This is a genomic window from Lentibacillus sp., from assembly GCF_035301675.1.
Lineage (GTDB): Bacteria > Bacillota > Bacilli > Bacillales > Amphibacillaceae > Lentibacillus.
Map to the genome: position 1 here is coordinate 1 of NZ_DATGTT010000047.1, position 25296 is coordinate 25296.

Sequence of the window (25296 nt, forward strand, 5' to 3'; positions counted from 1 at the left end):
TATCCGTTCGGCAAAAGACTTGAAGCCCACACTTTCCAAACGTTTCAAATACATAAACATTCTCCTAGTTATTCTCAGGGGTTCCGCAAAATATGTATCCAGCCTGGTTGGCATTTTAACGCATTTATTTTATCATAAAGAGAAGCACAAAAGAAGGCTAAAATCCATTACATAAGCTTTTGGGACTATTTTGAGAGGAGTGTTCATATGAATCTGGAAAATCCAACGCGGGAAAATCTGAAATTTATGCTGGATGAGCTGGCTGATCAGCTGGGAGTTGTCAATCGTGAGGTGATGGATGCAGCTGACTACGATTTAGATAAATATGCCGATATCAAGTTCATGTATGATATGATCAAACAAAAAGGCCAGCTGAGCCCATCCGAGACACAGGCATTTATCGATGAACTGAGATCGGTAAGGAAATCATAACGCATAGTAAACCAGCTAATAAAAACCGGTTCGGCAATCCAGCCGGAACCGGTTTTTATTACATTCATTCTTTGTCAAAATGCTTAAAAAATCATACAGTACCTTCCTGCTTTAGACCATTGATTAATAGATTTAACAAAAATCGATTGGAGATAAGGCTGAAAACATAATTGTTATTTGGTTTATTACGCCAGCAAAACTGAGTAACTGCCCATCAAAATAACCTTGAATACAGGCTCCATAATTATTCTGCATACGTATCCAGTGCATGTTTGGCAGCACGCTGTTCGGCTTCCTTCTTAGTATGACCCGCTCCCTCACCTGATATGTTACCGTTGATAATCACTCGCGCGATAAACTCTTTATCATGGGATGGTCCCTTTTCATCAGCAATCATATAGTCTATACTGTGATTGCGGTTCTGCTGCACTTGTTCCTGCAGTTTACTTTTATAATCCATCTCATGCGAAAAAGCACCTGTCGTTATTTTCGGATAAACATATTGTATCAGAAATTGAATGACGATATCGTATCCCTGATCCAGATACAATGCTCCCAGAAATGCTTCAAACACATCCGCTAGTATCGCCGGTCGTTCGCGGCCGCCTGATTGTTCCTCACCCTTACCCAGCAGCAGGTAGTCCCCAAAATTGAGCTCCCGGGAAAATTCGACCAGCGACGGCTCACATACAATCGATGCGCGTAATTTGGTCAGATCCCCCTCTGCCAGACGTTCCTTTTGCTTGTATAAATACTGGGATACACCGAGTTCAAGGACAGCATCACCCAAAAATTCCAACCGCTCATTATCCGAAAAACTTTCATCCCGATGCTCATTCACATAAGATGAATGTGTAAAAGCTTGTTTCAGCAAGCTTTTATCATTAAACGTTATATCCAGTTGTTTTTCCAATTGTGAAAGATTCATGCCGGTTGTCACCACTCTGCGTTAAGATTGATACATCTGAAATAGACTGAAAGCCCCGCATGGTGCGGGACTTCCTGCAAAACTATATGGATTCAGGATTGATTGCTGTTTATGTAATTGACAGCATCCCCAACCGTATTGATTTTTTCAGCTTCCTCATCAGCAATTTCCATGTCAAACTCATCTTCAAGTTCCATAACAAGTTCAACCACATCAAGTGAATCAGCTTCAAGATCGTCTTTAAAAGAAGCCTCCATGGTTACTTGTGATTCTTCCACTTCCAGTTTATCAACAATAATATCTTTCACTTTATCGAATACGTCTGCCACGATTCGTCACCCCCTTTCAAGAAGTTATGCATGGCAGAAACCCGAATTCTTGGCTTCTGTTCTACATCACCATACCGCCATCGATATGAATAGTCTGTCCAGTGATATATTTTGCATCATCTGAGGCCAGGAAACGGACAACCCGTGCTACATCTTCCGGTTCCCCCAATTTTTCGAGCGGTATCATGGAAAGCATTCCTTCCGTTTGCTCCTCTGTTAGGGCATCGGTCATATCGGTCGAAATGAAACCGGGCGCAACCGCGTTAACGAGGATATTCCGTGATGCAAATTCCTTGGCGGTTGATTTTGTCAAGCCAATAACGCCTGCTTTGGCAGCTGTATAGTTTGCCTGGCCTGCATTCCCGTTGACACCAACAATCGAGGATACGTTGATAATACGGCCGCCTTTTTGTCTCATCATTTGTCTTGAAACAGCTTTCGTGCATTGGAAGACGCCTTTAAGATTGGTGTCAATCACCTGATCAAATTCTTCTTCTTTCATCCGCATTAATAAGTTATCCCGATTGATACCCGCATTATTCACTAAAATATCCAGGCTGTCAAATTCATTGACAACTTCTTTCACCATGGCTTTTGCCTCTTTTTCATCCGCAACATTTGCCTGAATCTTAAACGATTGTACACCCATTTGCTTCATTTCTTCAACAACGGCTTGTGCCTTGTCTTCACTGCCGGCATAGTTGACGGCAACATTTGCCCCCTGTCTTGCAAGTTCCAGAGCAATCGCACGGCCGATGCCGCGCGAGGCACCCGTCACTAACGCACTTTTTCCTTCCAGCATCAGGATTCCTCCCTATACCATGTTAGAAACTCATTCAACGAGTCCGGATCCTCTATGGCAAACGTTTTGGTTTTACGGTCTATTTTCCGGACAAGTCCGCTTAATACTTTCCCTGTTCCAAGCTCAACGAATGCATCAACACCTTCATTCATCATATTCCGGACTGTTTCCTCGAAACGGACAGGTGAATACAGCTGTCTGATCAGCAGATCTTTAACACTGCTCTTGTCTGTGACAGGTTCAGCTGTGACATTGGCGTAAACCGGGATATCAGCATCGCTGAACGTTATACGGTCCAATTCTTTTGCAAATTGTTCATTGGCCGGTTTCATCAGTCTCGAATGAAATGGTCCGCTGACATTCAGGGGCAGGACTCGTTTAGCACCTTTCTCCTTTAAAAGTTCTTTGGCTGCATCAATCCCCTCTTTCGATCCGGAGATGACAATCTGTCCCGGACAGTTCAGATTGGCAATATCAGCAACCTGATCATCATTTAACGTATCAAGTGCCTGTTCGATATCAGTCTCCGCCATGCCCAGCACCGCTGCCATCGAGCCCTTGCCTTTTGGAAATGCTTCCTCCATCAGTCTTCCTCTGGTTGCAACAAGCGGCAGTGCTTCCTCAAAGGAGAGCGATCCTGCAGCCACAAGAGCACTGTACTCCCCAAGACTGTGCCCTGCTGCCATCTTCGGCTGGATGTTTTCCTTTCGAAGCAGCTTCTGAACAGCAACTCCGGCCAAAAGCAGCGAAGGCTGTGCATTTTCCGTTTCGGTCAGTTCTTCTTTTGGTCCTTCAAACATCAGCTGTGTCAGTTCTTCTTCCAACAGCTGATCTGCCTGCTGAAACAATTCTCTAACCTCAGTATATTCATCATAAAATGCTTTTGCCATACCGACCGCTTGAGAACCTTGGCCGGGAAATAAAAATGCCATACGTTTCATATTAATCCCCCTCCCAATCAACCGATTCGACCGTTGTTTTAATCGTATCAGTGACATTGTAATCAACCATATGTGCTGCCTGCTGAATGGCATTAAAGACTGCACGGCTGTTCGATGACCCGTGGGCTTTAATAACCGGTGATGTCAGTCCAAATAATCCTGCGCCGCCATACTCCGAGTAATCCAATTGGCTCTGCAAGCCTTTTAAATCGTTTTTGACCATACCGGCGGCTATTTTCGTTTTGACCGACGACATGAATGTTTCTTTCAGCATTGAAAACATGGTCATGGCTGTGCCTTCAATCGTTTTCAGTGCAATATTCCCGCTGAACCCATCGGTGACAACAACATCTGCGGCACCCGACAGAATATCACGCGCCTCAACGTTTCCGATAAAATTAACAGGCGCCTCTTTTAACTGATTGTAAGCCTTTTTCGTCAGTTCATTGCCTTTGCCCTCTTCTGTTCCAATGTTCATTAGGCCTACAGTCGGGTTGGAAATGGATCTTACCTTTTCTGTATAGATTGAGCCCATAATGGCATACTGAACCAGGTTATGTGCTTTCGCATCAACAGTTGCGCCGACATCCAGCAGCAAAAACCCTTTCCCGTCAGTTGTTGGAAGCGTCGGGCTTAATGCCGGACGGTCAATTCCCCGGATTCTGCCGATAACAAACAACCCCGCACTCATCAATGCACCGGTATTGCCTGCTGAAATACATGCATCCGCACGTTTTTCCTTCACTTCTTTGGCCATCAGGACGAGAGATGATTTTTTTTTGCTCCGGACTGCTCTGACCGGTTCATCTTCAGCCGTTATCGCCACGTCAGTATGAATAATTTCAATCCGTCCCGACCCGGATAAATACTGTTTGATTTTTTTCTCATCACCAATCAGCGTTATGTTCAGATTTTCAATGTTGGCTACGGCTTCTTCTGCACCCTTGACTATTGCTTCGGGTGCGTGGTCGCCGCCCATCGCATCAATTGCTATCTTCATTTCCAATGTCCCCTTTTGGATCGTTTGAACGATACATATGAAATAATCCGGTAAATACTTTTTCATTGTCGACAAAGCTGTCAACACGTACGACTGTCATCCCTTTGGCATCCACATCTTCAACGAAAGCCTTGGCAACAACACGTTCACCTGCTTTTACCTGTCTGGTGAACTTAATCTCTGATTTCGCGGTCAGTGCAAGCTCGTCGTTAATGACAGCGACCGCCAGCGAGTTTGCCTGTGCAAACAGGTGATGCCCGCGTGCAATTTTATTTCGCGAAAAAACGTGTTCTTTTTTGATTTCCAATATCGAAATGGCACGTCTATCAAGATCAAGATCGATAATTTCACCAATCACTTCATCCAGAGTAAGCGCCTTCACCGTTTCATTCCACTGGTATGCGGCGACAGACTTGATCCGTTCACGGAGTTCAGGTATGGCAAGCTCCATCCGGTCAAGCCTGATTGTTTGTATACTGACATTGAATTTTTCTGCAAGTTTCTCGTCGGTTATAAATGGTGTCGCCTCAATGGTTTCTTTTAATAACCGCTGGCGTTCTGTTTTACTGATTTTCATTAGCAGCTCCGTCCAATAGGAAAACATAGGTTTCACCCCAGAAGGTGTTCTGTATTTCTGTTTTCCGTTTAATTATACATTTACACGTTAATCCTATGACTTGGTCCTAACAGTAATATATAACACCACTTCTGGATATGCAAGCTATCATCGGATTTCTGTTTTCTTTACTCCAATTTCTCATAAAGAACAGTATGATCTTCCAGATAGATTTGCAGGTGCCTGAAAGAAGAATCGTTTTCGAGGAGTCCATTTTCAATGATCTCCTCAGCATCCTTACGTGCAGTTTCCAATGCCCTGTAATCATGAATCATGTCAGCTACTTTAAATTCGGGAAGCCCGCTTTGTTTCTTTCCAAAAAAATCGCCGGGACCGCGAAGTTTCAAATCCTGTTCGGATAACTCAAATCCGTTATTTGTTTCGGTCATGATCCGCATCCGTTCTTTTCCTGTTTCACCTTTCGGATCAGCAAGCAGAATGCAATAGCTTTGTTTTTCGCCGCGCCCGACACGGCCTCTGAGCTGATGCAATTGGGAAAGACCAAAACGTTCTGCATCATAAATGACCATAATCGTTGCGTTGGTCACGTTCACCCCGACCTCCACAACGGTCGTGGAGACGAGGACATCCACATCGCCATTTGCAAACTGTTTCATAATATCGTCTTTTTCATCTGTTGCAAGCCGGCCGTGCAACAGACCGATTTGCAGTGAACCCGAGTAAAATTCTTCAAGCTGATGATATAAATCAACTGCGTTCTGAATATCCAGCTTATCGGATTCCTCAATTAATGGACAGACAACATACGCTTGTTCACCCTGCTCTGCCCGTTTAGCAATGAATTGCAATATCCGATCGAATGTATTTTCCTTGGCCCAGTACGTCTCAATCGCTTTCCGTCCTGATGGCATCTCATCAATCACCGAAACATCCATATCACCGAATGCCGTTATGGCCAATGTCCGCGGAATGGGGGTTGCAGTCATAAATAATACATCCGGATTAAGGCCTTTTTCCCTTAATGCCCGCCGCTGTTCAACCCCGAATCGGTGCTGTTCATCGACGATTACAAAGCCCAGGTCATTGAAAAACACATCATCCTGGATCAAAGCATGCGTTCCGACCACAATATCGGCTTCATGATTTTCAATGGCAGTAAGGATTTCTTTTCGTTTTTTGCCTTTCACTGACCCGGTCAATAAAACAATTGAAGCCCTTTTCCCAAAAGTTTCATTCAGTGACTGGAAATGCTGTTCAGCCAATATTTCAGTCGGCACCATTAAAGCACCCTGTTTGCCGGCGGTAATTGAAGCATAGAGGCATATTTCAGCAACGGCTGTTTTACCTGATCCGACATCCCCCTGCAAAAGCCGGCTCATTCTGTAGGGAGATTTCATATCAGCCAAAATCTGGTTCAAGGCTTTTTGCTGTGCTTTTGTCAGGGAGAATGGGAAACTGTCGATAAATTCCCTAAGGATGGCCGGTTCATAATGCTGCGTGTTTCCGCTCGTTGATTCCCGTTTTATTTTCCTGAGCAGCTGCATTTTAAGCTGAAACAGTAAAAATTCCTCGTATGTAAACCGGCGTCTGGCATGCTTCAGTTCGACTCTGTTTGCGGGAAAATGCATAGTGGAGACAGCATCGGCCCGATCCGGCAGCTTATAGGATTCCAGGTATCGATCCGGCAACAACTCCCGTATGTCATTTTGATATGTTTTAATCGCATTCCTGACAGCTTTCTTCACTTTATAATTGGTCACATCACCTTTTAATGAGTACGTCGGTTGAATTGCTGTCTGCTCATTTGCCGTACCTTTTTTGTAATGATTGACTGTTATCTGCAGCCGGTGAGCGTCCCATTTGCCTGTCAGCGTCACGGTGTCTCCGGGATTTAGCTGTTTTTTGGCAAACCCCCTATTGAACATGACCGCCTTTACCGCAACACCTTCCACTTCGACATTAAATGACAGCCTCGATCTTTTTTTGCCATAAAAATTAAGGGAAGGCTCATGGATGATCCTTCCCTCGATGGTGACCTTATCCTCATGAATCAATTCACTTAGCGGTTTAATTTCAAATACATCATAGCGGTAGGGAAAATAGTAAAGCAAATCTTCCACGGTATGAATGTCCATTCCCCCTAAATCGGCTGCAAGTTTTTCCCCAATGCCTTTAATGACTGTAACTGGATCACTCAACATGTTTGATCACTTCTTTCTAGACCGACATTCCAAATATTTTCTCCTTTAAAAGACATCCGGCTGGGGTGTCTGCGTAACCGCCTTCACCTGTTTCGCGCAGGCTTGTAGGCATCTGTTTGCCAATCCGGTACATAGCACCAATCACTTCGTCACATGGGATTGTGCTCGTGACGCCGGCGAGTGCAAGGTCAGCGGAAACAATGGCAAGTGACGATCCACCGGCGTTACGTTTTACACATGGCACTTCTGCTAAACCAGCAACCGATCACAAACAAGCCCGAGCATATTCTTTAGGGTCATCGCAAATGCTTCGGCTGATTGCTGCGGTGTACCGCTGGCCATTTCTACAATAGCCGTCCCGGAACAACTGATTGTACGGTTTTTCTCATTAATCGCGCGAAATTTTGGTTTGTTGTGCGATATTATTTACTTGTGTTTATAATCTATATTTCTCAGCTTACGATTTTAGCAATCTGTTCAATATGATCGGCATTTTCCATTTCCTTTAGAATACTGTCATCGACATTCTGATCCACTTCAATAACCATCAGTGCTTCTTTTCCAATGTCCTTTCGGTTCACTTCCATATGACCGATGTTAATTTGATGCTTTGCCAGAATTTCCGTAACTGAGGCAATCGCTCCAAACCGGTCATTGTGCATGATCAGGATGGCTGGATGATTGCCGGACAGGCGCAATTCAAATCCATTCAATTCGGTGATTTCAATTTTTCCGCCGCCAATCGAAATACCGACAAGTTCAATCTGCTCTAAACCATCCCCGACAATCAGCCTCGCTGTATTCGGATGATCGACGCCCGCGCTATCTTCAATAAATTCAATATCGAGGCCATGTTCTTTGGCAATTTCAAGTGCCTGATTCATTCTCGGATCATCTGTCTCAAATCCAAGCAGACCGCCTGCTAAGGCAAAATCCGTCCCGTGACCTTTATATGTTTTGGCAAATGATTCATATAAATGGATCTTTGCCCATTTCGGTTCGTTTCCCAGTAGATTCCGTGCTGCTTTTCCGATTCGTGCTGCTCCTGCTGTGTGTGAACTTGATGGTCCAATCATGACCGGTCCGATAATGTCAAATACTGAGTTAAATTTCACGATAGAACACCACCTGTAAGAATAACGTTTTCTTCCTTTGCTAATTATAACAAAAAACGCTATAATAATCACTTGTGGATTGTACGTTGATGTATGATCGGGCGGGAGAGGGACAGTAAAATAACGGTGACATCGTATGTCTTATCAGGACAACATGAGATCACAAACTGCTAATGGAACATGGCTTACTGACTTAACGGCCGGATTAATCGGATATTTGACGACTGTCTATATAGTAGTGGTCAACGGCTCGATACTTAGTGAGGCGGGCATTTCGCTGGAAAGCGGGATGATGGCCACCATTCTTGCCAGTTTTGCCGGGACCATACTAATGGGGCTGTACGCAAAACTTCCATTAATCGTGATTCCCGGCATGGGGATAAACGCATTGTTTTCTTACTCCATTGTGGAAAGCACTGGACTTTCATTTCAGGAAGGTCTGACGGTTGTTCTTGCTGCCTCTATCTTATTTATAATAACAGCTTTCTCGAAACTCGGAACTGTTCTAAAAGAGGCAATCCCCGAAGCATTAAAACACGCGATTACAGTCGGACTAGGCTTTTTCCTGATTTTAATCGGGCTTGAGAAAAGCGGACTTGTGGTTAGCGGCGAAGAAACGATAATAGCTATCGGTGACTTTACATCGTCTGCGTTTATCGTCAGCTTGCTGACATTGTTCATTGCGATATTCTTATTCATGAAAAATATTCCGGCCAATTTCCTTGTTACCATGATCGTCGGAACCGTCCTCGCTTACGTATTTGGGGTTCTTGAGACAACAAAATCTTCAATTCAAATGAACATGAATGATATGTTGTCCATGCCTTCATTTTCGGCAGTGGGTGATCTGGAATTCTGGCTGGCTGTTTTCCCGCTGACCATCATTCTCGTTTTTGAGAATATGGGGCTGCTGCATGGACAGCTCCAAATGCTGAACCAGCAAAACAGCTACAATAAAGCTTACAGGACGACTGCGTTTTCATCATTGATGAGTGCGTTTTTTGGAACATCGCCTACTGTGTCTGCAGCGGAAAATGCGGCTGTTATTACATCCGGCGGAAAAACAGGAAAAACCGCTATAACAGCAGGATTGCTGTTTCTGGCTACACTGCTCGTCATTCCATGGATTTCCATGATTCCGAATGCGGCAATCAGTCCAATATTAATTATTGTTGGCGTACTGATGGCACAAAATCTCCGGAATATACCGCTGGATGACCTATCGGAAGCGTTACCTGCCTTCCTGATTGTTGCCATGATCCCATTCACCTACAGCATTGCTGATGGTATGGCATTCGGATTTATTGCTTACCCGCTCGTGAAAGCAGCTATGTCCAAACAGAAGGATTTATCGGCAATACTGCTGGTTATTTCAGCTTTGTTCCTGTTTTATTTTGTCATGAAAATAATCGGAATATAAAAAACCTCCCCTTACAGTCCGGGGAGGCTTTTTTTCAGATTTGGCTGTTTCCTGAAATGTTGTTTAAGATTCTGTTCAACTGCTAAGCTAAAGACCAACAATCTTTACAAAGAGAGCCTTGGATTTTTATTCTACTGAAAAAATAAACGCATAAATCGGCTGGTTGCCTTTATGAACTTCTATTTCAATGTCTTCAAATGTTTCTTCAACATACTTCTCAGTAGCTTTTACATCTTCATCACTTGCATCTTCACCCTGAAGAATTGTCAGGATTTCATCATCGTCAGTGATCATTTCAGCGAGCAATGACTTGACCGTTTCGATTTTATCTTTATGGGAAGCTTTAATTGCCCCATCTGCCAGTCCCATAAAATGATCCTTTTCAATCATCATGCCATCAATTTTTGTATCGCGAATTGCATATGTAACCTGTCCGGTTTTAACTTCCTTGCCAGCAGCTTCCATCGATTGACGGTTCTCATCAATAACGGATTCCGGATGAAAAGCCAAAAGTGCGCTTATACCCTGTGGTATTGTTTTCGTCGGTACTACTGCGGCGTTTACCCCGGCCAGTTCTGCAGCCTGTTCCGCTGCCATTACAATGTTTTTATTGTTCGGCAAAACCAGGACATTGCTTGCATTTGCTTCTTCAATTGCGCCCGCGATATCCTTTGTGCTCGGGTTCATTGTTTGTCCGCCTTCAATGACAACTGATGCCCCAAGACTTTCAAACAGTTCTTTAATTCCGGAGCCCATTGCCACGGTCACGATTGCATATTCAGTTTTTTCTCGTTGTGCCGTGTTCTTATTTCCACTGACAATGGCTGTATGCTGATCACGCATATTTTCAATTTTCATGTTTGTCAAGGAACCAAATCGCTGTCCAAGTGTCATCACTTCACCCGGATATTCCGCATGGACGTGAACTTTGACAAGATCATCATCCGAAACAACCAAGAGTGAATCACCGTGTTCACTCAGTTCATTACGGAAAGTCTCTTCATCAAACGGATTTCTTTCCAGCTTGTCCGGCTCAAATCTGACCATAAATTCTGTACAATAACCATACTCAATTTCTGAAGCATCCATGAAATCCTGAGCGATTTTATGATGCTCCGCATTGACCATTTCATCCATTTCAATGTCATCTGTATCTGATTTGGGAACCGCTTCACCTTTCAGTGCCGCCAAAAAGCCTTCATAAATCGTGACAAGCCCCTGACCGCCTGAGTCAACCACACCCACTTCTTTCAATACAGGGAGAAGATCTGGTGTGCGTTTCAGCGATGCTTTTGCTTCTTTTACGACCTTTTCCATTAAAGCGGTTACATCCTTTTCGGTTTCCGCGGCCTCAATTGCTGTTTTAGCTGCATCGTTTGCAACGGTCAAAATGGTACCTTCAACAGGTTTCATAACCGCCTTGTATGCTGTATTGACACCACTGTCAAAGGCATCGGCCAAATCTGCGGCTGACAGCGATTGTTTCTGCTCCATTCCTTTTGCAAATCCGCGAAACAACTGGGACAAGATAACACCGGAATTCCCGCGTGCTCCCATAAGCAGCCCTTTTGCAAAAGCATTGGCTACCTCTGAGATATCTTCGCTGTTTAATTTTTTAACTTCATCTGCACCGGAAGTGATCGATAAATTCATATTTGTGCCGGTATCACCGTCCGGAACGGGAAAAACATTTAAAGTATCTATTTTTTCGGCATTGTTTTTCAAATGGTGTGCACCTGAGAGTACCATTTGCGTAAACATCACACCATTTAACGTTTCTGATGTCACAATACTTTCCTCCCTCTTAACAACAGTAAGCAAAAAGCGGTCAACCCGCGATGTTGCGCTTAATCCTTAGCAACCCGGACACCTTGAATATAAATATTCACCGAATCAATTTCAAGGCCCAAAGATTTGCTCAGCGTATATTTCACCTGTGATTGAACATTATGCGCAACTTCTGAAATTTTCGTCCCATAACTGACGATTATATACATATCAATATGGAGGTGAGTATCCTCTTGTCTGACAATGACACCTTTTGAAAAGTTTTCTTTCCTGAGAATCTCAGCTATACCGTCCCTTATTTGGCTTTTCGATGCCATGCCGACAATCCCGTAGCATTCTACGGCAGCACCGCCGGCTATTGTAGATATCACTTCATTTGTAATGGTTACCTGACCATCGTTAGTATTCAATTCTATGGACATCATAATCCTCCTTTGACACCACGCTCATTATTGAGTGTTGTTCAAAAAGCCCGGTGAAAATAACGCATCGAATTTCAGCGCCCGCTTGTATTTCCGTTCCTTGGGAAAGAAAAGCACTAATGCTCGCTTGAGCTGCGAATTCAGTGACGTATTTCCTGTATTCATGTATCTGTATGCATGTACTCCGTCCACCGAAATCTTCGCGCGTTAAACTTCCGATTCTTTTCATCCTTTTTTGAACACGTATTATAAGGATATTTTACTATAAGCATGCATTTATTAAAAGCATTTGATGAATTTGCCTTGTAGAGAAAGAAGAACACTAATGATGCAAATTCAAGGTAACTTTTCCTGTGCTCGAAACGAAGCCGCCTCGAACTTATTGGTCCTTGTGATCCTCCTTCTTGATTGCGCACTATAACAATGGATGATTTACCCCGATATGTCAAGCAATTTTTCTTTATCCCGCATGCAATACACACACTTCTGTCCCTCAATTAACAATCAGCGTCGACCCCCCGCTGAGCAACGTTTCAACTTACTGTCCTATCCTCCGCCAGTAATTGCATTACAGGAGCAATTATGATAAATTGGATAAGTAAATGCAGGAAACAGTTTTTAACAGGAGGGATTACAGTGGCTAGAAAATGTACCGTGACCGGACGCCAAACCCGCACCGGAAATAATCGTTCTCACGCTATGAATGCAAATAAACGCAACTGGAAAGCCAATGTGCAAAAGGTTCGTATTATGGTAGACGGGAAACCGAAACGTGTTTATGTATCTGCGCGTGCCCTGAAATCAGGCAAAGTACAACGCGTTTAATAATACAAAATAACGCTTGACTGAAAAGCATCCCCATTAAGGATGCTTTTTTTATTTAGCTGAATCTAAAATTAGCAAAACAATCTTATACAGGAGCCATAATCAATAAAAAATAAGCTTCTGCCAATAACATGACAAAAGCCGAGTAAGCTTGATTATTTCTCTTTCCTGAAAACACCGGCGATAACCCTTACAAATCCGCCGATAAACCTCGGGAGCTTAATAGTATAAAATTTCATGAGTTCTCCGCCTCCTCTGTTTATTAGAAAACTTGGTTTATGGCGAAAGCCCTAGTTACACTTATGCAGTAAGAAAGTACGTATACTTTTTACTGTCAAACAAAGCTTTCAATAAAATCGCACTTACTGGACATCATTACTCTTTATTACTAATAGTATGCCTTCTTCGTACGAAAAAGTACCAAAATCTGAAATAAGCTTGTTTGAAATGCAGAGTGTTGACCCCCATGTAATCGTTTCATCGGTAAGCGGATAATAAAACCCCTCCAGAGTCAGCCCCCTCACAAATTGGGTATATGGAATAAACGAAATGTTCGGATAGTTCTTGTCATAACTGATTTTATGCGTGCCGGCTCCCGATAATTCGAGCTGATTTTGACTATCCGCAATCAGCCCCTTAATATTCCTGTCCATTATGGAATAAAGCAACTGTATATTGATTATTTCGTGGTCGAGACGGCCCCCTGTCACTCCGAATAAATATATTTTTTCCGGATTTAATGAATAAGCCTGTTCCAACGCAATTTCAAGGTCTGTCTGATCTTTTTCGGAAGGATATTGTTCAAACACTTTTGCCTGTCTCCGTACTGCATCTTTATCTGTATCATTCATAGAATCAAAATCACCAACAGCATAATCGGGTGTAATACTATTCTCCACTAATGTCAGGGACCCCCGATCAGCACCAATCCAGACATCTATCACAGCTTCGTATCGGGATAAGTCCGGCACCAATTGCCGCGGACCGTTTCCTATAATGCCAATATGTAACACGGGTTACTCCGCCTTTCCGGTTGCCTGGCGAATTTCCCGGATTGCCTGCTTGCGATCAGCTTGCTTAAAAACGGCACTTCCAGCAACCAGCACATCAGCGCCGGCATCCGTGCACAGTTTTGCCGTATCACAGTTGACGCCGCCATCAACTTCGATTTCAAACAATAATTGGTGCTGCTCCCTCCAGGCTGCAACCTTTTCTATTTTTTTTACAACGTTGCGGATGAATGATTGACCGCCGAAGCCCGGGTTAACTGTCATAAGTAACACCAAATCAACATCATGGATAATATCCCGAATCATCTCAACGGGGGTCGCCGGATTAATGACAACTCCCGCTTTTATTCCCTGATCCTTGATCAGTTGAACCGTCCGGTGCAAGTGGGGACAAGTTTCCTGATGAACCGTGATGATTGATGCACCAGCCTTGGCAAAGGCCGGAATGTATTGATCTGGGTTTTCAATCATCAGATGGACATCCAACGGTAATTCAGTGTGCGGCTTAATGGAATCAGCGATGAGCGGTCCGATTGTGATATTTGGAACAAAATGACCATCCATTACATCGACATGAATATAATCCGCGCCGCCTTTTTCAACATCTTGTATTTCATTACCAAGCTGGGAGAAATCAGCTGATAATATGGAAGGTGCTATTTTCGTCATACTAATACCTCGGCTTTCGTGAGTTAATTTCGTCTAAAAAACGAAGGTAATGATCATAACGGCTTGAAGCAATTTGTCCGTCGGTTACAGCCTGTTTCACCGCACAGCCAGGCTCTTTCTTATGAAAACAGCCACGAAATTTGCAATCTGCTTTCAGGTCAACAATTTCCGGAAAACAATCACCTAATTCCCCGGCTATGATTTCATTGAAATCAAGTGAACTGAATCCTGGTGTGTCAGCTACAAGACCATTGCCTGCTTCGACCAGCTCGACATGTCTTGTCGTATGTTTTCCTCTTCCCAGACTTTCGGATATGCCGGCCGTTTTTAATTCAAGGGAAGGATTGACAGCGTTTAACAACGATGATTTCCCTACGCCTGATTGACCGGCAATGACAGAGATTTGGTCAGAGAAATAATCCTTTAAATGGTCCGGTTCTTCCAACGCTCTGGAAGAAACCAGTTCGACTGAGTAGCCGATTTCTCTATATAATTTTTGATAAACACTAATCGATTCCAGCTCTTTATCAGACAGGAGATCCTTCTTCGTAATAAAGATAACCGGACTGATTTCTTTTGATTCAATCAGCACAAGGAAACGATCCAATAAGAGTGGATTGAAATCAGGCATAATGGCTGAACTGACAATAATTACCTGATCAACATTTGCCACCGGCGGCCGGATCAGTATATTACGTCTCGATTTGATGGAATGAATATATCCTTCCTCCGGATTATCACCATCGAATTCCACAAAATCACCGACAAGCGGTGTGATCTTTTGTTTGCGGAATACCCCTCTTCCTCTGCATTGAAATACGTTATCACCGCTCTTGACGTAATAAAACCCGCTTATTGCCTTCATAATTCTGCCTTCAGCCATTTATTCACCTTCCGCTTCTTCATATGGAATTGACTTGTCGATAACCACTTCGTCATCGCGCATAACCCGATAATTCGCAACATTGTCGGGTGCTATTGTTAATGGGATTGTAAATTCCCTGTCCTCGGTTATCTTATATTCTTCGTAGACTTCTGAAATCGACCGGTTATTATCACCAATATAAATTTTAACGGTTTGTTCGACCGGCTTATCACTGTTTTCATCTTCCTGTTTCGGGTTGTAACTTACCGTAAATGTTTCTTTGTGATTGACAGGCGGCTTTTCCTCAGGCCCTGTAGAAATATAAACATTGACGGTATCACCCTCTCCCAGTTCGGTCCCTGCTCCCGGTTCCTGCCGGATAACATCGCCTTCAGGAGTACTGTCAGAGTTTTCTTGCTTGATTGATGCGTTCAATCCTTGCTTCTCCAGGGAGTTAATGGCCTCCTGTTCACTCATCCCTTTCAGGTTATTCAAACTGATTGGCTCAGGACCCTTACTGACATCAAACACGACTTCAGCTTCGTCCGGTATAACTTCAGTCCCCGGAGAAGGAAAAACATGATTCATAATTTCACCTGCGTTATAATCACTTGAATATGTTTTATTCGCAGAAATATCCGTAAACCCCTGACTTTCAAGTATACGCTTGACCTGATCAAAGTTCTTGCCGACATAATCGTCAAATGCTACTGTTTCTTTTCCCTGGCTGACAACGATTGTAACTGTATCTTCTTCCTTTACTGTTGCACCGCCTTTCGGTTCTGTCCGTATAGCAACACCCTCTTCGATCTCATCCGAGTAAGTTTGTTCACGCTCTGTATTCAGATTCAGTTCACGTAAATCGGATAAAGCTTCCTCGTACTGCATGCCGCTGACATCAGGTATCTCAACGTCTTCAGGCTGAAACACATCAGGAATAAAGAACCATGCTGCTACGCCTGCCGCCAGCAATAAAAATACTATACTAAGGATGATTGGCCATTTTTTTCTCCGCCGCTTTTTTCCCGATTTCTTATCGTTATCTGTATTATTTTCAGCTGTATATGCCTTCGTAGTATCATTTGATGGACCGGCAATCGTATCACCATTCGGGCCTTCTTCAATTTGATTGTCGGTTATAATAGGAATAGCCTTCGTTTCTTCCCCCTCTTCTTCCGGGGGAACAAATCTTTCCTCATTGATCCTGTCCGGATCCTGTGCCGTTTCCAGATCGTCTTCCATTTCATATACTGAATCATAACGGTGAAAGGGATCTTTGGCCGTAGCCTTTAACACAATGTTTTCGACGGACTGTGGAATATCCGGATTATACCACTGTACTGATGGTGTATCGTTCTGCAAATGCATTAGTGCGATTGAAACAGGTGATTGGCCTGAAAAAGGCAGTCTCCCCGTCAATAATTCAAATAGGACAATCCCCAACGAATAGATGTCGGACTTCTTGGTTGCTGTCCCTCCACGGGCTTGTTCAGGAGATAAATAATGGACAGAACCCAGGATGGAGTTCGTTTGAGTTAATGCCGTTGAGCTTAGTGCCATCGCAATTCCGAAATCTGTCACTTTAACCTGACCATATGTATCAATTAAAATATTTTGCGGTTTAATATCCCGGTGTATGATGTCGTTGTCATGGGCCTGTGCAATGGCTGATGTAATTTGTGCCATGATGTCCATTGCCTCTTCCACATCAAGCGGTGCGTAATGTTGTATGTACTCCTTAAGTGTTAATCCGTCCACATATTCCATCGCCATGAATAATATCCGATCTTCTTCCCCGACATCATAAATGCTGACAATATTCGGATGGGACAAACTTGCTGCTGATTGTGCTTCCCGGTCAAACCGGGCAATGAACTCTTCATCATTGGCATAATCAAGGCGCAATACCTTGATTGCTACGTTACGGTCCAAAATCGTATCTTTTGCAAGATAAACATCAGCCATACCGCCGCCGCCAATGGATCCTTTTATCCTGTAACGCTCATTCAGCAGATGCCCGTCCAGCATTAGGCCTCACCCTCTTCCGTGGCTGTGTCATGATGTACAATTACTAGGGATATGTTGTCCTCTCCGCCCCGATCGTTGGCGAGTTCAATCATGTCATTACTGACTGATTCGAGGTCCTGTTCTTTCTGGATAAATGATGAAAGCTCTTCATCCGTCACCTTATTTGTCAGCCCATCAGAACACAGCAAGAGTTTATTGTCCCATTCCCACGTCATGGATTGGGTATCAGCAGCTATGTCTTTTTCTGTTCCAAGTGCCTTCAGCAAAACATTTTTACGCGGATGGTGTTCAGCATCCTCCTTACTGATCTGACCGGACCTGACGAGTTCATTTACCAATGAATGATCTTCCGTTATTTGTCCGAACCCCTCATCAGTCAGCATATAGCATCGGCTGTCACCGATATGGGCAACAGCGATAAAACCATCTGTACAAATTGCTGCGACCACCGTCGTTCCCATCCCGGCATATGCTTCATTGTTTTGAGCATGTGCCAAAAGGGCAGTATTCGCTTCCTCAAGGATTTCCTTTAACCATGTCTCTGATGCTGCAGATGAATTGAAGCCATCTGTCTGCTCCCATTTATCCCGGACGAAGGATATGGCTATCTGACTGGCGACATCTCCTGCCTGATGACCGCCCATCCCATCAGCAACGATTGCCAGCAGCTGGCCTGTCCGGTTATAAAATACACCGCCGTCATCTTCATTATGTGGTCTGACACGTCCCTGATCTGTCTGAAAATACGCTTTCACTTTTCTCACCTCTCAACAGCAATCATGCATTGCAGCCTGCACGCTGGTTATACTCGCTTGAATCTTGTCAGAAAAAAACCGTCAGTTGAAAATGTTTGCGGAAATAATTGCAGACCAATTTCAGAATGCCCCGGTGAATGCTGAATCATGGATGGTAATTGTTCAAAAAAGGCTGTGTCTAAAATAAACTCCGGATTTTGGTCCAAAAAGGTTTGTGCAACTTCGTCATTCTCCGTTTTATCAACCGTACAGGTGCTGTATACCAACAGTCCGCCTTTTTTTAATAATGGCGCCACATTCTTCAGTATATCTGTCTGAATCTGTGCTAAACGGTAAATATCGTTTTCCGTTTTATTATATTTAATATCCGGCTTGCCGCGAATCACACCAAAACCCGAACATGGCGCATCAATCAGAATACGGTCAAAGCTTTCCTTTTCGTGCCTTTCCTGCAATTTGCGGGCATCACCGGCATTGGCATCAATTATCGTCAAATCAAGTGCAGCCGCTTTGTCGCTTATTTGTTTTACTTTCTTGGCATGAAGATCATATGCAGAGATTGAACCCTTGTTTTGCATTTTTTCGGCAGTATGTGTCACTTTGCCGCCTGGTGCACTGCAGGCGTCCAAAACAGACATTCCGGGCTCGGCATTAAGCATTTCCGTTACCAGCATCGAACTCTGATCCTGGATGGTGATATAACCTTCTTCAAAAAGTCTTGTCCGCAAAACATTGCCTTGATTAACAATAATGCCTTGACTGGAGAAACCGGATGACCTTGTTTCAAAACCGAGTTCATGAAGCTCATCCATCACTGTCCGGCGACTGATCTTTAACGGCTGTACGCGAATCGACAAGGATTTTCTCTCTAGATTGGCATAACACATGTCCCTTGTCATGTCATAACCATACATGTCTATCCACCGTTTAACAAGCCATTCAGGATGACTTGTTTCAAGGGCAAGACGTTTTGCTATATTTTCAATTGCAGTTGTATCCGGAACACCTTTGCGCTGTATGCTTCTCAGTACACCGTTAACAAATGAAGCAATCCCTTTATGTCCCCGCTGTTTTGCAATTTCAGCCGCTTCATTGATAACGGCATGATCCGGAATCCTATCCAGAAAATGCATCTGATAAACAGACATACGCAAGAGCATACGCAACCATGGTTTTATCTTTTTCTTTGTATCGATAAAGGCATCCAGATAATAATCCAAAGTTAACTTCCGCTGGATGGTTCCATAAACAATCTCCGTCATGAGAGCTTCGTCTTTTTCCGGAATGTTTCGGGATGTAATTTCATGATCAATCAATAAATGACTGAAACCGCTGTCCTGTTCAATACGCACAAGCAAATCAACAATTGCTTCTCTTACCCGAAAGTTTTCCATTTAATCACCCAATACTATGCCTGTTTTAATCCTATCTGGCGATCCCTGCAAATATTGACTCACCGTCATCCGCTTTTTACCTGCAGGCTGTACCTCCGTTATCCGGAGGCCTTTTTGGTTGCCGCATACGACGACAAAGGCTTCATTATCTACGATGTCAACAATTTCACCAGGGCTTCCCTTATATGTGTGATTATCCATTTCGCCCCACCATATCTTCATTTGACCTCCATCATATGTCGTAAAAGCAACCGGCCAGGGATGCATGCCTCTAATATGATTATAAATAACATCATGCGGGTTTTGCCAATCAATTCTTTCCTGATCACGCTTAATATTAAAGGCAAATGTCGCCAGACTTTCATCCTGACTTTCAGGGGTGATATTTTGGGCAAATATTTCCGGCAATGTGTCAGCCAGAAGCAGAGCGCCTGTTTCAGACAGTTTATCGTGCAGCGTCCCGACATGGTCAGCTGCCGCAATCTTTACGGACTGCTGTACGATAATATCACCGGCATCCAATTTTTCAGCCATGTACATGAGGGTAATACCTGTCTTTTGTTTTCCCTGGAGAATAGCATAATGAATCGGAGCCCCGCCCCGGAGCTCAGGCAATAATGATGCATGGACATTAATACAGCCAAATTCAGGGGTTTCAAGCAGTTCTTTCGGCAAAATTTGTCCATAAGCTGCTGTAATAATGATATCGGGTTTATAAGCGAGAATTTTTTTATATTCATCATTTAATTTTTCGGGCTGCAGTACCGGAATTTCATATTTTTCAGCCGTTTTTTTAACAGGAGGCGGTGTTACGATTTTTTTCCTGCCTTTCGGGCGGTCAGGCTGTGTCACAACCAATACAATTTCATACTCTGTCAGCATAAGTTTTTCCAGAATCGGCACGGAAAAATCCGGTGTCCCCATAAAAACAAGTCTTTTCATAAGGCAGTGCTCCTTTCTAGGTACAGCATTCACTACATTAGCTGGTACGGCTGCATATCAACGGAGATCTGCAAATCATCTTTGCGCATCTCATCATCAAATTGCCGGATAATTTTATGGATTAACGTTCGCAGTTTTGGTTCCTGTTTGTATTTTACCATGCATTGGTAGCGATATCTATCCTTCATCCGTGATATTGGTGAGGGGGTCGGCCCTAAGATGACTGTATCTTCCCGGACATACTTCCATAAGGTTTTTACGATTTTTTGGGTCGTCTGAACCGCTGTCACATGATTCTGATGAGATACTGTGATTAATGTCAGGAACACGTATGGCGGATATTGAAATTTTTTGCGCACTTGCATTTCCTGCTGGTAAAACTGTGTGAAATTATAATGACTTGCCAGTTCAATACTGTAATGTTCCGGTGTGTACGTCTGAACAATCACCTCACCCGGCAGTTCGTGTCTGCCCGCCCGTCCGCTCACCTGTGTAAGGAGCTGAAAAGTTTTTTCGGATGAGCGAAAATCCGGCAGATTCAGCATCGAATCAGCTGTCAGAACGCCAACGAGTGTTACATTCTCAAAATCAAGCCCTTTTGCAATCATTTGCGTTCCCAGCAGTATATCCGCCTCTTTATTGGCAAATTGGGCCAGCAGTTTTTCATGCGCCCCTTTTCTTCGTGTTGTATCCACATCCATCCGCAGCACCCTTGCTTCCGGAATCAATTGGGTCAGCGATTCTTCTATACGCTGTGTTCCAGTTCCGAAAAAACGGATTAAATGGCTGCTGCATGATGGACAATACATTGGCATGGGTTCTTCATATGAACAATAATGGCATTTTAACCGGTTGTTGTGCTTATGGAATGTCAGTGCAATATCACAATGCGGACATTCTTTCACATGTCCGCATTCCCGGCACATAACAAATGTTGAATAGCCGCGCCGGTTTAACAACAGAACTATTTGTTCTCCGCGTCTGATTCGCTCTTCCATATTCTCTTTCAGACTGCGTGAAAACATCGATCGGTTACCGGCATGAAGCTCATCACGCATATCCACAACATTAACTTCAGGCATCGCCTTTTCATTGGTTCGTTTACTTAAGGTTGTCAGCTTATAGACACCTTTTTGTGCTCTCGCATATGATTCCAGTGTCGGTGTCGCACTGCCAAGGATGACAGGGCATTGATGGTCCTTCCCGCGATGAATGGCAACATCCCGTGCATGATAGCGTGGCTGATCTTCCTGTTTATAGCTGTTTTCATGTTCTTCATCTATAATGATAATCCCAAGGTTTTCAAACGGGGCAAAAACAGCTGATCTGGCGCCGACCACCACTTGAACCTCTTTAAGGTGGACGCGCCGCCATTCATCGTACTTTTCCCCGTGGGATAAAGCGCTATGCAATACTGCGACATTCGACCCGAACCGTCCCTTGAACCGTCTGACCATCTGTGGTGTCAAGGATATTTCCGGGACAAGGACAATCGCTTCTTCCCCTTTGTCAATTACATCCTGGATTGCTTGCAGATAGATTTCTGTTTTTCCGCTGCCTGTTACACCATGCAGTAGAAACACATCATGCCGGTCGTCATTAATACGCTGTTTCACTGGTTTGATGGCTTCTTGCTGCTGTGCTGTCAGTTCTAAAGCTGTTGTCTTTTCAAATGCATGTTCATCATACGGATTCCTGTATACTTCTTTCTTAAACGCATTGAGTAAATTTTTATTAAGTAATGCATTTATTACAGATCGTGTTGTCCCGAATTTTTTCAGTACACGGTTAAGCTCGATTTCTTCCGGGCTGTCAATAAAAAAAGCAAGAATTTCCTGCTGCTTTTTGGCTTTGTTGGACGTATCCTGGAGCGCTTCTTCCAGCAGATGGACTTCACGTGCCGGTTTAAGGAAAGTGATATGCTTTTTCGTCACTCTTGATTTGACTAGGTAATGAACAGCAATATCACCAGCCTGTATCGCTTTTTGCACCTGGTAAAAGCTGACCCCGGCATTTTCCAGCAGCTCTTCATACGAAACAAAATCCCTTCCGGCAAAAAACACTTCAAGCTGCTTATGTAGCGGGGCACTGGTCAATCGTTCCAGTTCTTTTTTATAATTTGCTTTCAACACTTGTGGAAGCATCGCCTGAAAAGCCGTAATATATAAACTTAAAGTCTCTTCTGCCAGCCATTTGCCCAAATTAAGCAATTCAGATGTCAGAATAGGGGTCAAATCGAGGATATCAATTAATTCTTTTAAGTTATCCAAGCTGGATTCACTGGCTCTCGCAACGACATATCCCATTACTTTTCTCGGACCAAATGGAACGATGACGCGCATTCCCGGCTGCAGCATTTCCTGAAACCGTTCGGGTATCTGGTAATCAAATGTCTGGTTAATAGAACTTGCCGGAACATCCACGATTACTTTGGCTATATTCACATTGTTTCATCCTTCATATCACGGGCTATTAATTTCAGTACTTCTTCAGCGATCTCCTGTTTGGATCTTAACGTAATATCTTCTTTTTCTTCTGACTTGTTCACATACGTGACCACATTTGTATCCCCTCTAAAACCGGCACCTTCAGCAGCCACGTTGTTGACGATGATCGCATCGAGATTCTTCTTCTGCAGTTTGCTGATGCCATGTTCAACCGGGTTAGTTGTTTCAGCCGCAAATCCAGCTAAAAATTGGTGATCTTTCGCTTTGCCAAGTGACTGCAGAATGTCCTGTGTCCGCTCCATTTCAATATGCCAGTCATCAGGCTGTTTTTTTATCTTCTCATCATAAACCCGCTCCGGACGATAATCGGCAACAGCAGCAGCTTTAATAACAATGTCACTCGTCCGGAAGTGTCCATGCATCTCCTTATACATTTCTTCAGCAGTCACAACATCGACCCGGTTGATGCGTTTGTTTCCGGTCTCCAGATTGACAGGACCGGTTACAAGTGTAACATCCGCACCTTCATTCGCTGCTGCTTCAGCAAGCGCAAAACCCATTTTTCCGGATGATCGATTTGTAAGAAAACGGACCGGATCGATCTTTTCCTGAGTAGGGCCTGCAGAAATCAGCACTTTTTTTCCTGAAAACAATGCATTTCTTCCCTGGTGCTCCGCAACAGCTGAAATAATGCTCTCAGGCTCTTCCAGGCGTCCCTTGCCGACATACCCGCAGGCGAGATACCCTGCCCCCGGTTCAATAAAATGATAACCCCAGGAATCAAGCTGTTTCATATTTGCAATAACAGCGGGGTGTGCATACATATGTACATTCATTGCCGGTGCAATATAAACACTTGACCGGGTTGCAAGCAGCACTGTTGAAAGCATATCATCGGCAATACCGTTTGCCAATTTACCAATGATATTCGCTGTCGCCGGTGCAAGCAGAGTGATGTCAGCCCAGTCTGCCAGATCAATATGGGCAATTTTGGCAGGATCTTTTTCATCAAACGTATCAATGTGAACCGGGTTCCTGGATAACGCCTGAAATGTAAGCGGTGAAACAAATTTTGCAGCATTTTCCGTCATAATCACTTTCACATCGGCACCTTGCTGAGTCAATTTACTTGTTAGGGCACATGCTTTATATGCAGCTATACCACCCGAAACCCCCAACAGGATATTTTTGTTCTGGATCATCGTACATCCCCCTCGTTCCCTATAAAGTAGTTGCCGATCACAATCCACCTAAAACTTAGACCCCCGCAAACGGAAAAGAGAAGCGAGGGTCATCAGGATTACTTACTATCTTCTTTTACATACAGCTTTTCAGCCATAATTTCTTCAAGTGCCTGCCCAACATATTTATTCGATTGCGGGTCATCAACAAGCACTTTTTCCGTCTCCCGGATTTGGCGTGCCCGTTTGGCAGCTATTGTTACAAGTGTATACTTGGATTTTATTTTCGTCTGCAAATCATCAATGGACGGTTCGAGCATCATATTATTCATCCTCCAATAACTTTTTATATTGTTTAGCAATACGTTCACGTTTGCAGTGCTCACTCTGAATGATTGATTGAATCTTAGTGACGGCAGCATCAACATCATCATTGACGACGACGTAATCATAGGCGTCCATCATGTCAATCTCTTTCTGAGCTTCTTTCAGCCGCTTAAGCACTAATTCCTGTGATTCCGTACCTCTTTCAACAATCCGGTTTTTTAATTCTTCCAAACTGGGCGGGAACAAAAAGATAAAAACACCTTCCGGAAAATTTTCCTTCACTTGCACGGCGCCCTGGACTTCAATCTCAAGAAACACGTCCTTGCCATCCTGCAACGTATCTTCCACATATTTGCGCGGTGTCCCATAATAATTATTGACAAAACGGGCATATTCCAAAAGCTGTCCAGCTTCAATCATCTGCTCGAATTCATCATTTGTCTTGTAAAAATAATCGACGCCTTCCGCTTCACCGGGCCGCATTTTCCTTGTAGTCATGGAAATTGAATACGCCAGGTCATTTGCACGCTCAAAAAGTTCCCGTCTCACAGTCCCTTTACCTACACCTGAGGGTCCTGATAAAATGAATAAAATGCCATTTTCATCAATCACAACGCTTCCTCCTAGTTACTCTCGTCTAAAACTTCCTCGTGACTGATTACCCTCTGTCCTACAGTCTCCGGCTGTACAGCTGACAGCACAACATGATCACTGTCCGTGATGATAACAGCACGTGTTCGTCGTCCATAAGTCGCGTCCACTAATTTTTCATTGTCGCGAGCTACTGTAATAATTCGCTTAATCGGTGCGGATTCCGGCGAAACAATCGAAATGACCCGATTGGCCGAAACAACGTTCCCAAACCCTATATTGATTAACCGTAAACTCAAATTGGCTC

26 protein-coding genes and 1 pseudogene are annotated in these 25296 nt (G+C 43.7%); 3 read left to right on the forward strand and 24 right to left on the reverse strand.

Annotated features, from left to right (window positions below; translation table 11 throughout):
• The first annotated feature begins 207 nt into the window (after positions 1–207).
• Positions 208–432 carry a DUF1128 domain-containing protein gene (locus VK097_RS06880; protein WP_324211070.1) on the forward strand — a complete coding sequence of 75 codons (225 nt, stop codon included), beginning with the start codon at positions 208–210 and terminating at the stop codon, positions 430–432.
• Positions 433–676: 244 nt separating this feature from the next.
• On the opposite strand, the gene rnc is transcribed toward VK097_RS06880, so the two are convergent.
• The 9 genes and pseudogenes from rnc to sdaAB form a co-directional block, all read right to left on the reverse strand.
• Entirely contained in the window at positions 677–1360 is a 684-nt protein-coding gene (gene rnc, locus VK097_RS06885; RefSeq protein ID WP_324211071.1) for a ribonuclease III, read from the reverse strand.
• 92 nt (positions 1361–1452) lie between these two features.
• Positions 1453–1689, reverse strand: coding sequence for an acyl carrier protein (acpP, locus tag VK097_RS06890; RefSeq protein ID WP_010530628.1), 237 nt, complete (start codon positions 1687–1689; stop codon positions 1453–1455).
• A gap of 61 nt (positions 1690–1750) precedes the next feature.
• Complete coding sequence (fabG, locus tag VK097_RS06895) at positions 1751–2491, reverse strand: 3-oxoacyl-[acyl-carrier-protein] reductase (RefSeq protein ID WP_324211072.1); 741 nt, start codon at positions 2489–2491, stop codon at positions 1751–1753.
• Positions 2491–3432, reverse strand: a complete 942-nt coding sequence (fabD, locus tag VK097_RS06900) for an ACP S-malonyltransferase (RefSeq protein ID WP_324211073.1) — start codon at positions 3430–3432, stop codon at positions 2491–2493. Before fabD ends, fabG begins: the two co-directional genes overlap by 1 nt.
• Before the next feature lies 1 nt (position 3433).
• The gene (gene plsX, locus VK097_RS06905; protein ID WP_324211074.1) at positions 3434–4432 is read right to left on the reverse strand and encodes a phosphate acyltransferase PlsX; all 999 of its coding nucleotides are present in this window, start codon (positions 4430–4432) and stop codon (positions 3434–3436) included.
• Positions 4416–5009: a transcription factor FapR gene (gene fapR, locus VK097_RS06910; protein ID WP_324211260.1), complete on the reverse strand. Its 594-nt coding sequence runs from the start codon at positions 5007–5009 to the stop codon at positions 4416–4418. The genes plsX and fapR overlap by 17 nt, the downstream gene beginning before the upstream one ends.
• 167 nt (positions 5010–5176) lie before the next feature.
• Entirely contained in the window at positions 5177–7210 is a 2034-nt protein-coding gene (recG, locus tag VK097_RS06915) for an ATP-dependent DNA helicase RecG (protein WP_324211075.1), read from the reverse strand.
• Between the two features lie 16 nt (positions 7211–7226).
• A pseudogene (locus VK097_RS06920) lies at positions 7227–7573 on the reverse strand (L-serine ammonia-lyase, iron-sulfur-dependent, subunit alpha); the annotation flags it as partial.
• Between the two features lie 89 nt (positions 7574–7662).
• The gene (gene sdaAB, locus VK097_RS06925; protein WP_324211076.1) at positions 7663–8325 is read right to left on the reverse strand and encodes an L-serine ammonia-lyase, iron-sulfur-dependent subunit beta; all 663 of its coding nucleotides are present in this window, start codon (positions 8323–8325) and stop codon (positions 7663–7665) included.
• 154 nt (positions 8326–8479) lie between these two features.
• Here sdaAB and VK097_RS06930 point away from each other — a divergent pair, with 154 nt between their 5' ends.
• Positions 8480–9745 carry an NCS2 family permease gene (locus tag VK097_RS06930; protein WP_324211077.1) on the forward strand — a complete coding sequence of 422 codons (1266 nt, stop codon included), beginning with the start codon at positions 8480–8482 and terminating at the stop codon, positions 9743–9745.
• Between the two features lie 126 nt (positions 9746–9871).
• Here the strand turns inward: VK097_RS06930 and VK097_RS06935 are convergent, their stop codons facing one another.
• Positions 9872–11533 carry a DAK2 domain-containing protein gene (locus VK097_RS06935; RefSeq protein ID WP_324211078.1) on the reverse strand — a complete coding sequence of 554 codons (1662 nt, stop codon included), beginning with the start codon at positions 11531–11533 and terminating at the stop codon, positions 9872–9874.
• Between the two features lie 59 nt (positions 11534–11592).
• Positions 11593–11955: an Asp23/Gls24 family envelope stress response protein gene (locus VK097_RS06940; RefSeq protein ID WP_324211079.1), complete on the reverse strand. Its 363-nt coding sequence runs from the start codon at positions 11953–11955 to the stop codon at positions 11593–11595.
• A 636-nt stretch (positions 11956–12591) separates the two neighbouring features.
• Here VK097_RS06940 and rpmB point away from each other — a divergent pair.
• Entirely contained in the window at positions 12592–12780 is a 189-nt protein-coding gene (gene rpmB / locus VK097_RS06945) for a 50S ribosomal protein L28 (RefSeq protein ID WP_188631595.1), read from the forward strand.
• 155 nt (positions 12781–12935) lie between these two features.
• Here rpmB and spoVM read toward each other — a convergent pair whose 3' ends face one another.
• The 13 genes from spoVM to remA form a co-directional block, all read right to left on the reverse strand.
• The gene (spoVM, locus tag VK097_RS06950) at positions 12936–13019 is read right to left on the reverse strand and encodes a stage V sporulation protein SpoVM (RefSeq protein WP_324211261.1); all 84 of its coding nucleotides are present in this window, start codon (positions 13017–13019) and stop codon (positions 12936–12938) included.
• Between the two features lie 123 nt (positions 13020–13142).
• Positions 13143–13793 (reverse strand): thiamine diphosphokinase, encoded by a 651-nt coding sequence (locus tag VK097_RS06955; protein ID WP_324211080.1) that lies wholly within the window; start codon positions 13791–13793, stop codon positions 13143–13145.
• A gap of 3 nt (positions 13794–13796) precedes the next feature.
• The gene (gene rpe, locus VK097_RS06960; protein WP_324211081.1) at positions 13797–14459 is read right to left on the reverse strand and encodes a ribulose-phosphate 3-epimerase; all 663 of its coding nucleotides are present in this window, start codon (positions 14457–14459) and stop codon (positions 13797–13799) included.
• A gap of 1 nt (position 14460) precedes the next feature.
• Positions 14461–15342, reverse strand: coding sequence for a ribosome small subunit-dependent GTPase A (gene rsgA, locus VK097_RS06965; protein WP_324211082.1), 882 nt, complete (start codon positions 15340–15342; stop codon positions 14461–14463).
• Positions 15343–17352 (reverse strand): Stk1 family PASTA domain-containing Ser/Thr kinase, encoded by a 2010-nt coding sequence (gene pknB, locus VK097_RS06970; protein ID WP_324211083.1) that lies wholly within the window; start codon positions 17350–17352, stop codon positions 15343–15345.
• Complete coding sequence (locus VK097_RS06975) at positions 17352–18107, reverse strand: Stp1/IreP family PP2C-type Ser/Thr phosphatase (protein WP_324211084.1); 756 nt, start codon at positions 18105–18107, stop codon at positions 17352–17354. Before VK097_RS06975 ends, pknB begins: the two co-directional genes overlap by 1 nt.
• 47 nt (positions 18108–18154) lie before the next feature.
• On the reverse strand, positions 18155–19501 hold the full coding sequence (gene rsmB / locus VK097_RS06980; protein ID WP_324211085.1) for a 16S rRNA (cytosine(967)-C(5))-methyltransferase RsmB: 1347 nt from the start codon (positions 19499–19501) through the stop codon (positions 18155–18157).
• Complete coding sequence (gene fmt / locus VK097_RS06985) at positions 19502–20443, reverse strand: methionyl-tRNA formyltransferase (protein WP_324211086.1); 942 nt, start codon at positions 20441–20443, stop codon at positions 19502–19504.
• A gap of 32 nt (positions 20444–20475) precedes the next feature.
• Entirely contained in the window at positions 20476–22887 is a 2412-nt protein-coding gene (priA, locus tag VK097_RS06990) for a primosomal protein N' (protein ID WP_324211087.1), read from the reverse strand.
• Entirely contained in the window at positions 22884–24092 is a 1209-nt protein-coding gene (gene coaBC / locus VK097_RS06995) for a bifunctional phosphopantothenoylcysteine decarboxylase/phosphopantothenate--cysteine ligase CoaBC (RefSeq protein ID WP_324211088.1), read from the reverse strand. The genes priA and coaBC overlap by 4 nt, the downstream gene beginning before the upstream one ends.
• 98 nt (positions 24093–24190) lie before the next feature.
• Positions 24191–24394, reverse strand: a complete 204-nt coding sequence (gene rpoZ, locus VK097_RS07000) for a DNA-directed RNA polymerase subunit omega (RefSeq protein ID WP_324211089.1) — start codon at positions 24392–24394, stop codon at positions 24191–24193.
• Between the two features lies 1 nt (position 24395).
• Positions 24396–25010: a guanylate kinase gene (gene gmk / locus VK097_RS07005; RefSeq protein ID WP_324211090.1), complete on the reverse strand. Its 615-nt coding sequence runs from the start codon at positions 25008–25010 to the stop codon at positions 24396–24398.
• 11 nt (positions 25011–25021) lie between these two features.
• Complete coding sequence (gene remA / locus VK097_RS07010) at positions 25022–25288, reverse strand: extracellular matrix/biofilm regulator RemA (RefSeq protein WP_324211091.1); 267 nt, start codon at positions 25286–25288, stop codon at positions 25022–25024.
• Positions 25289–25296: the final 8 nt, after the last annotated feature.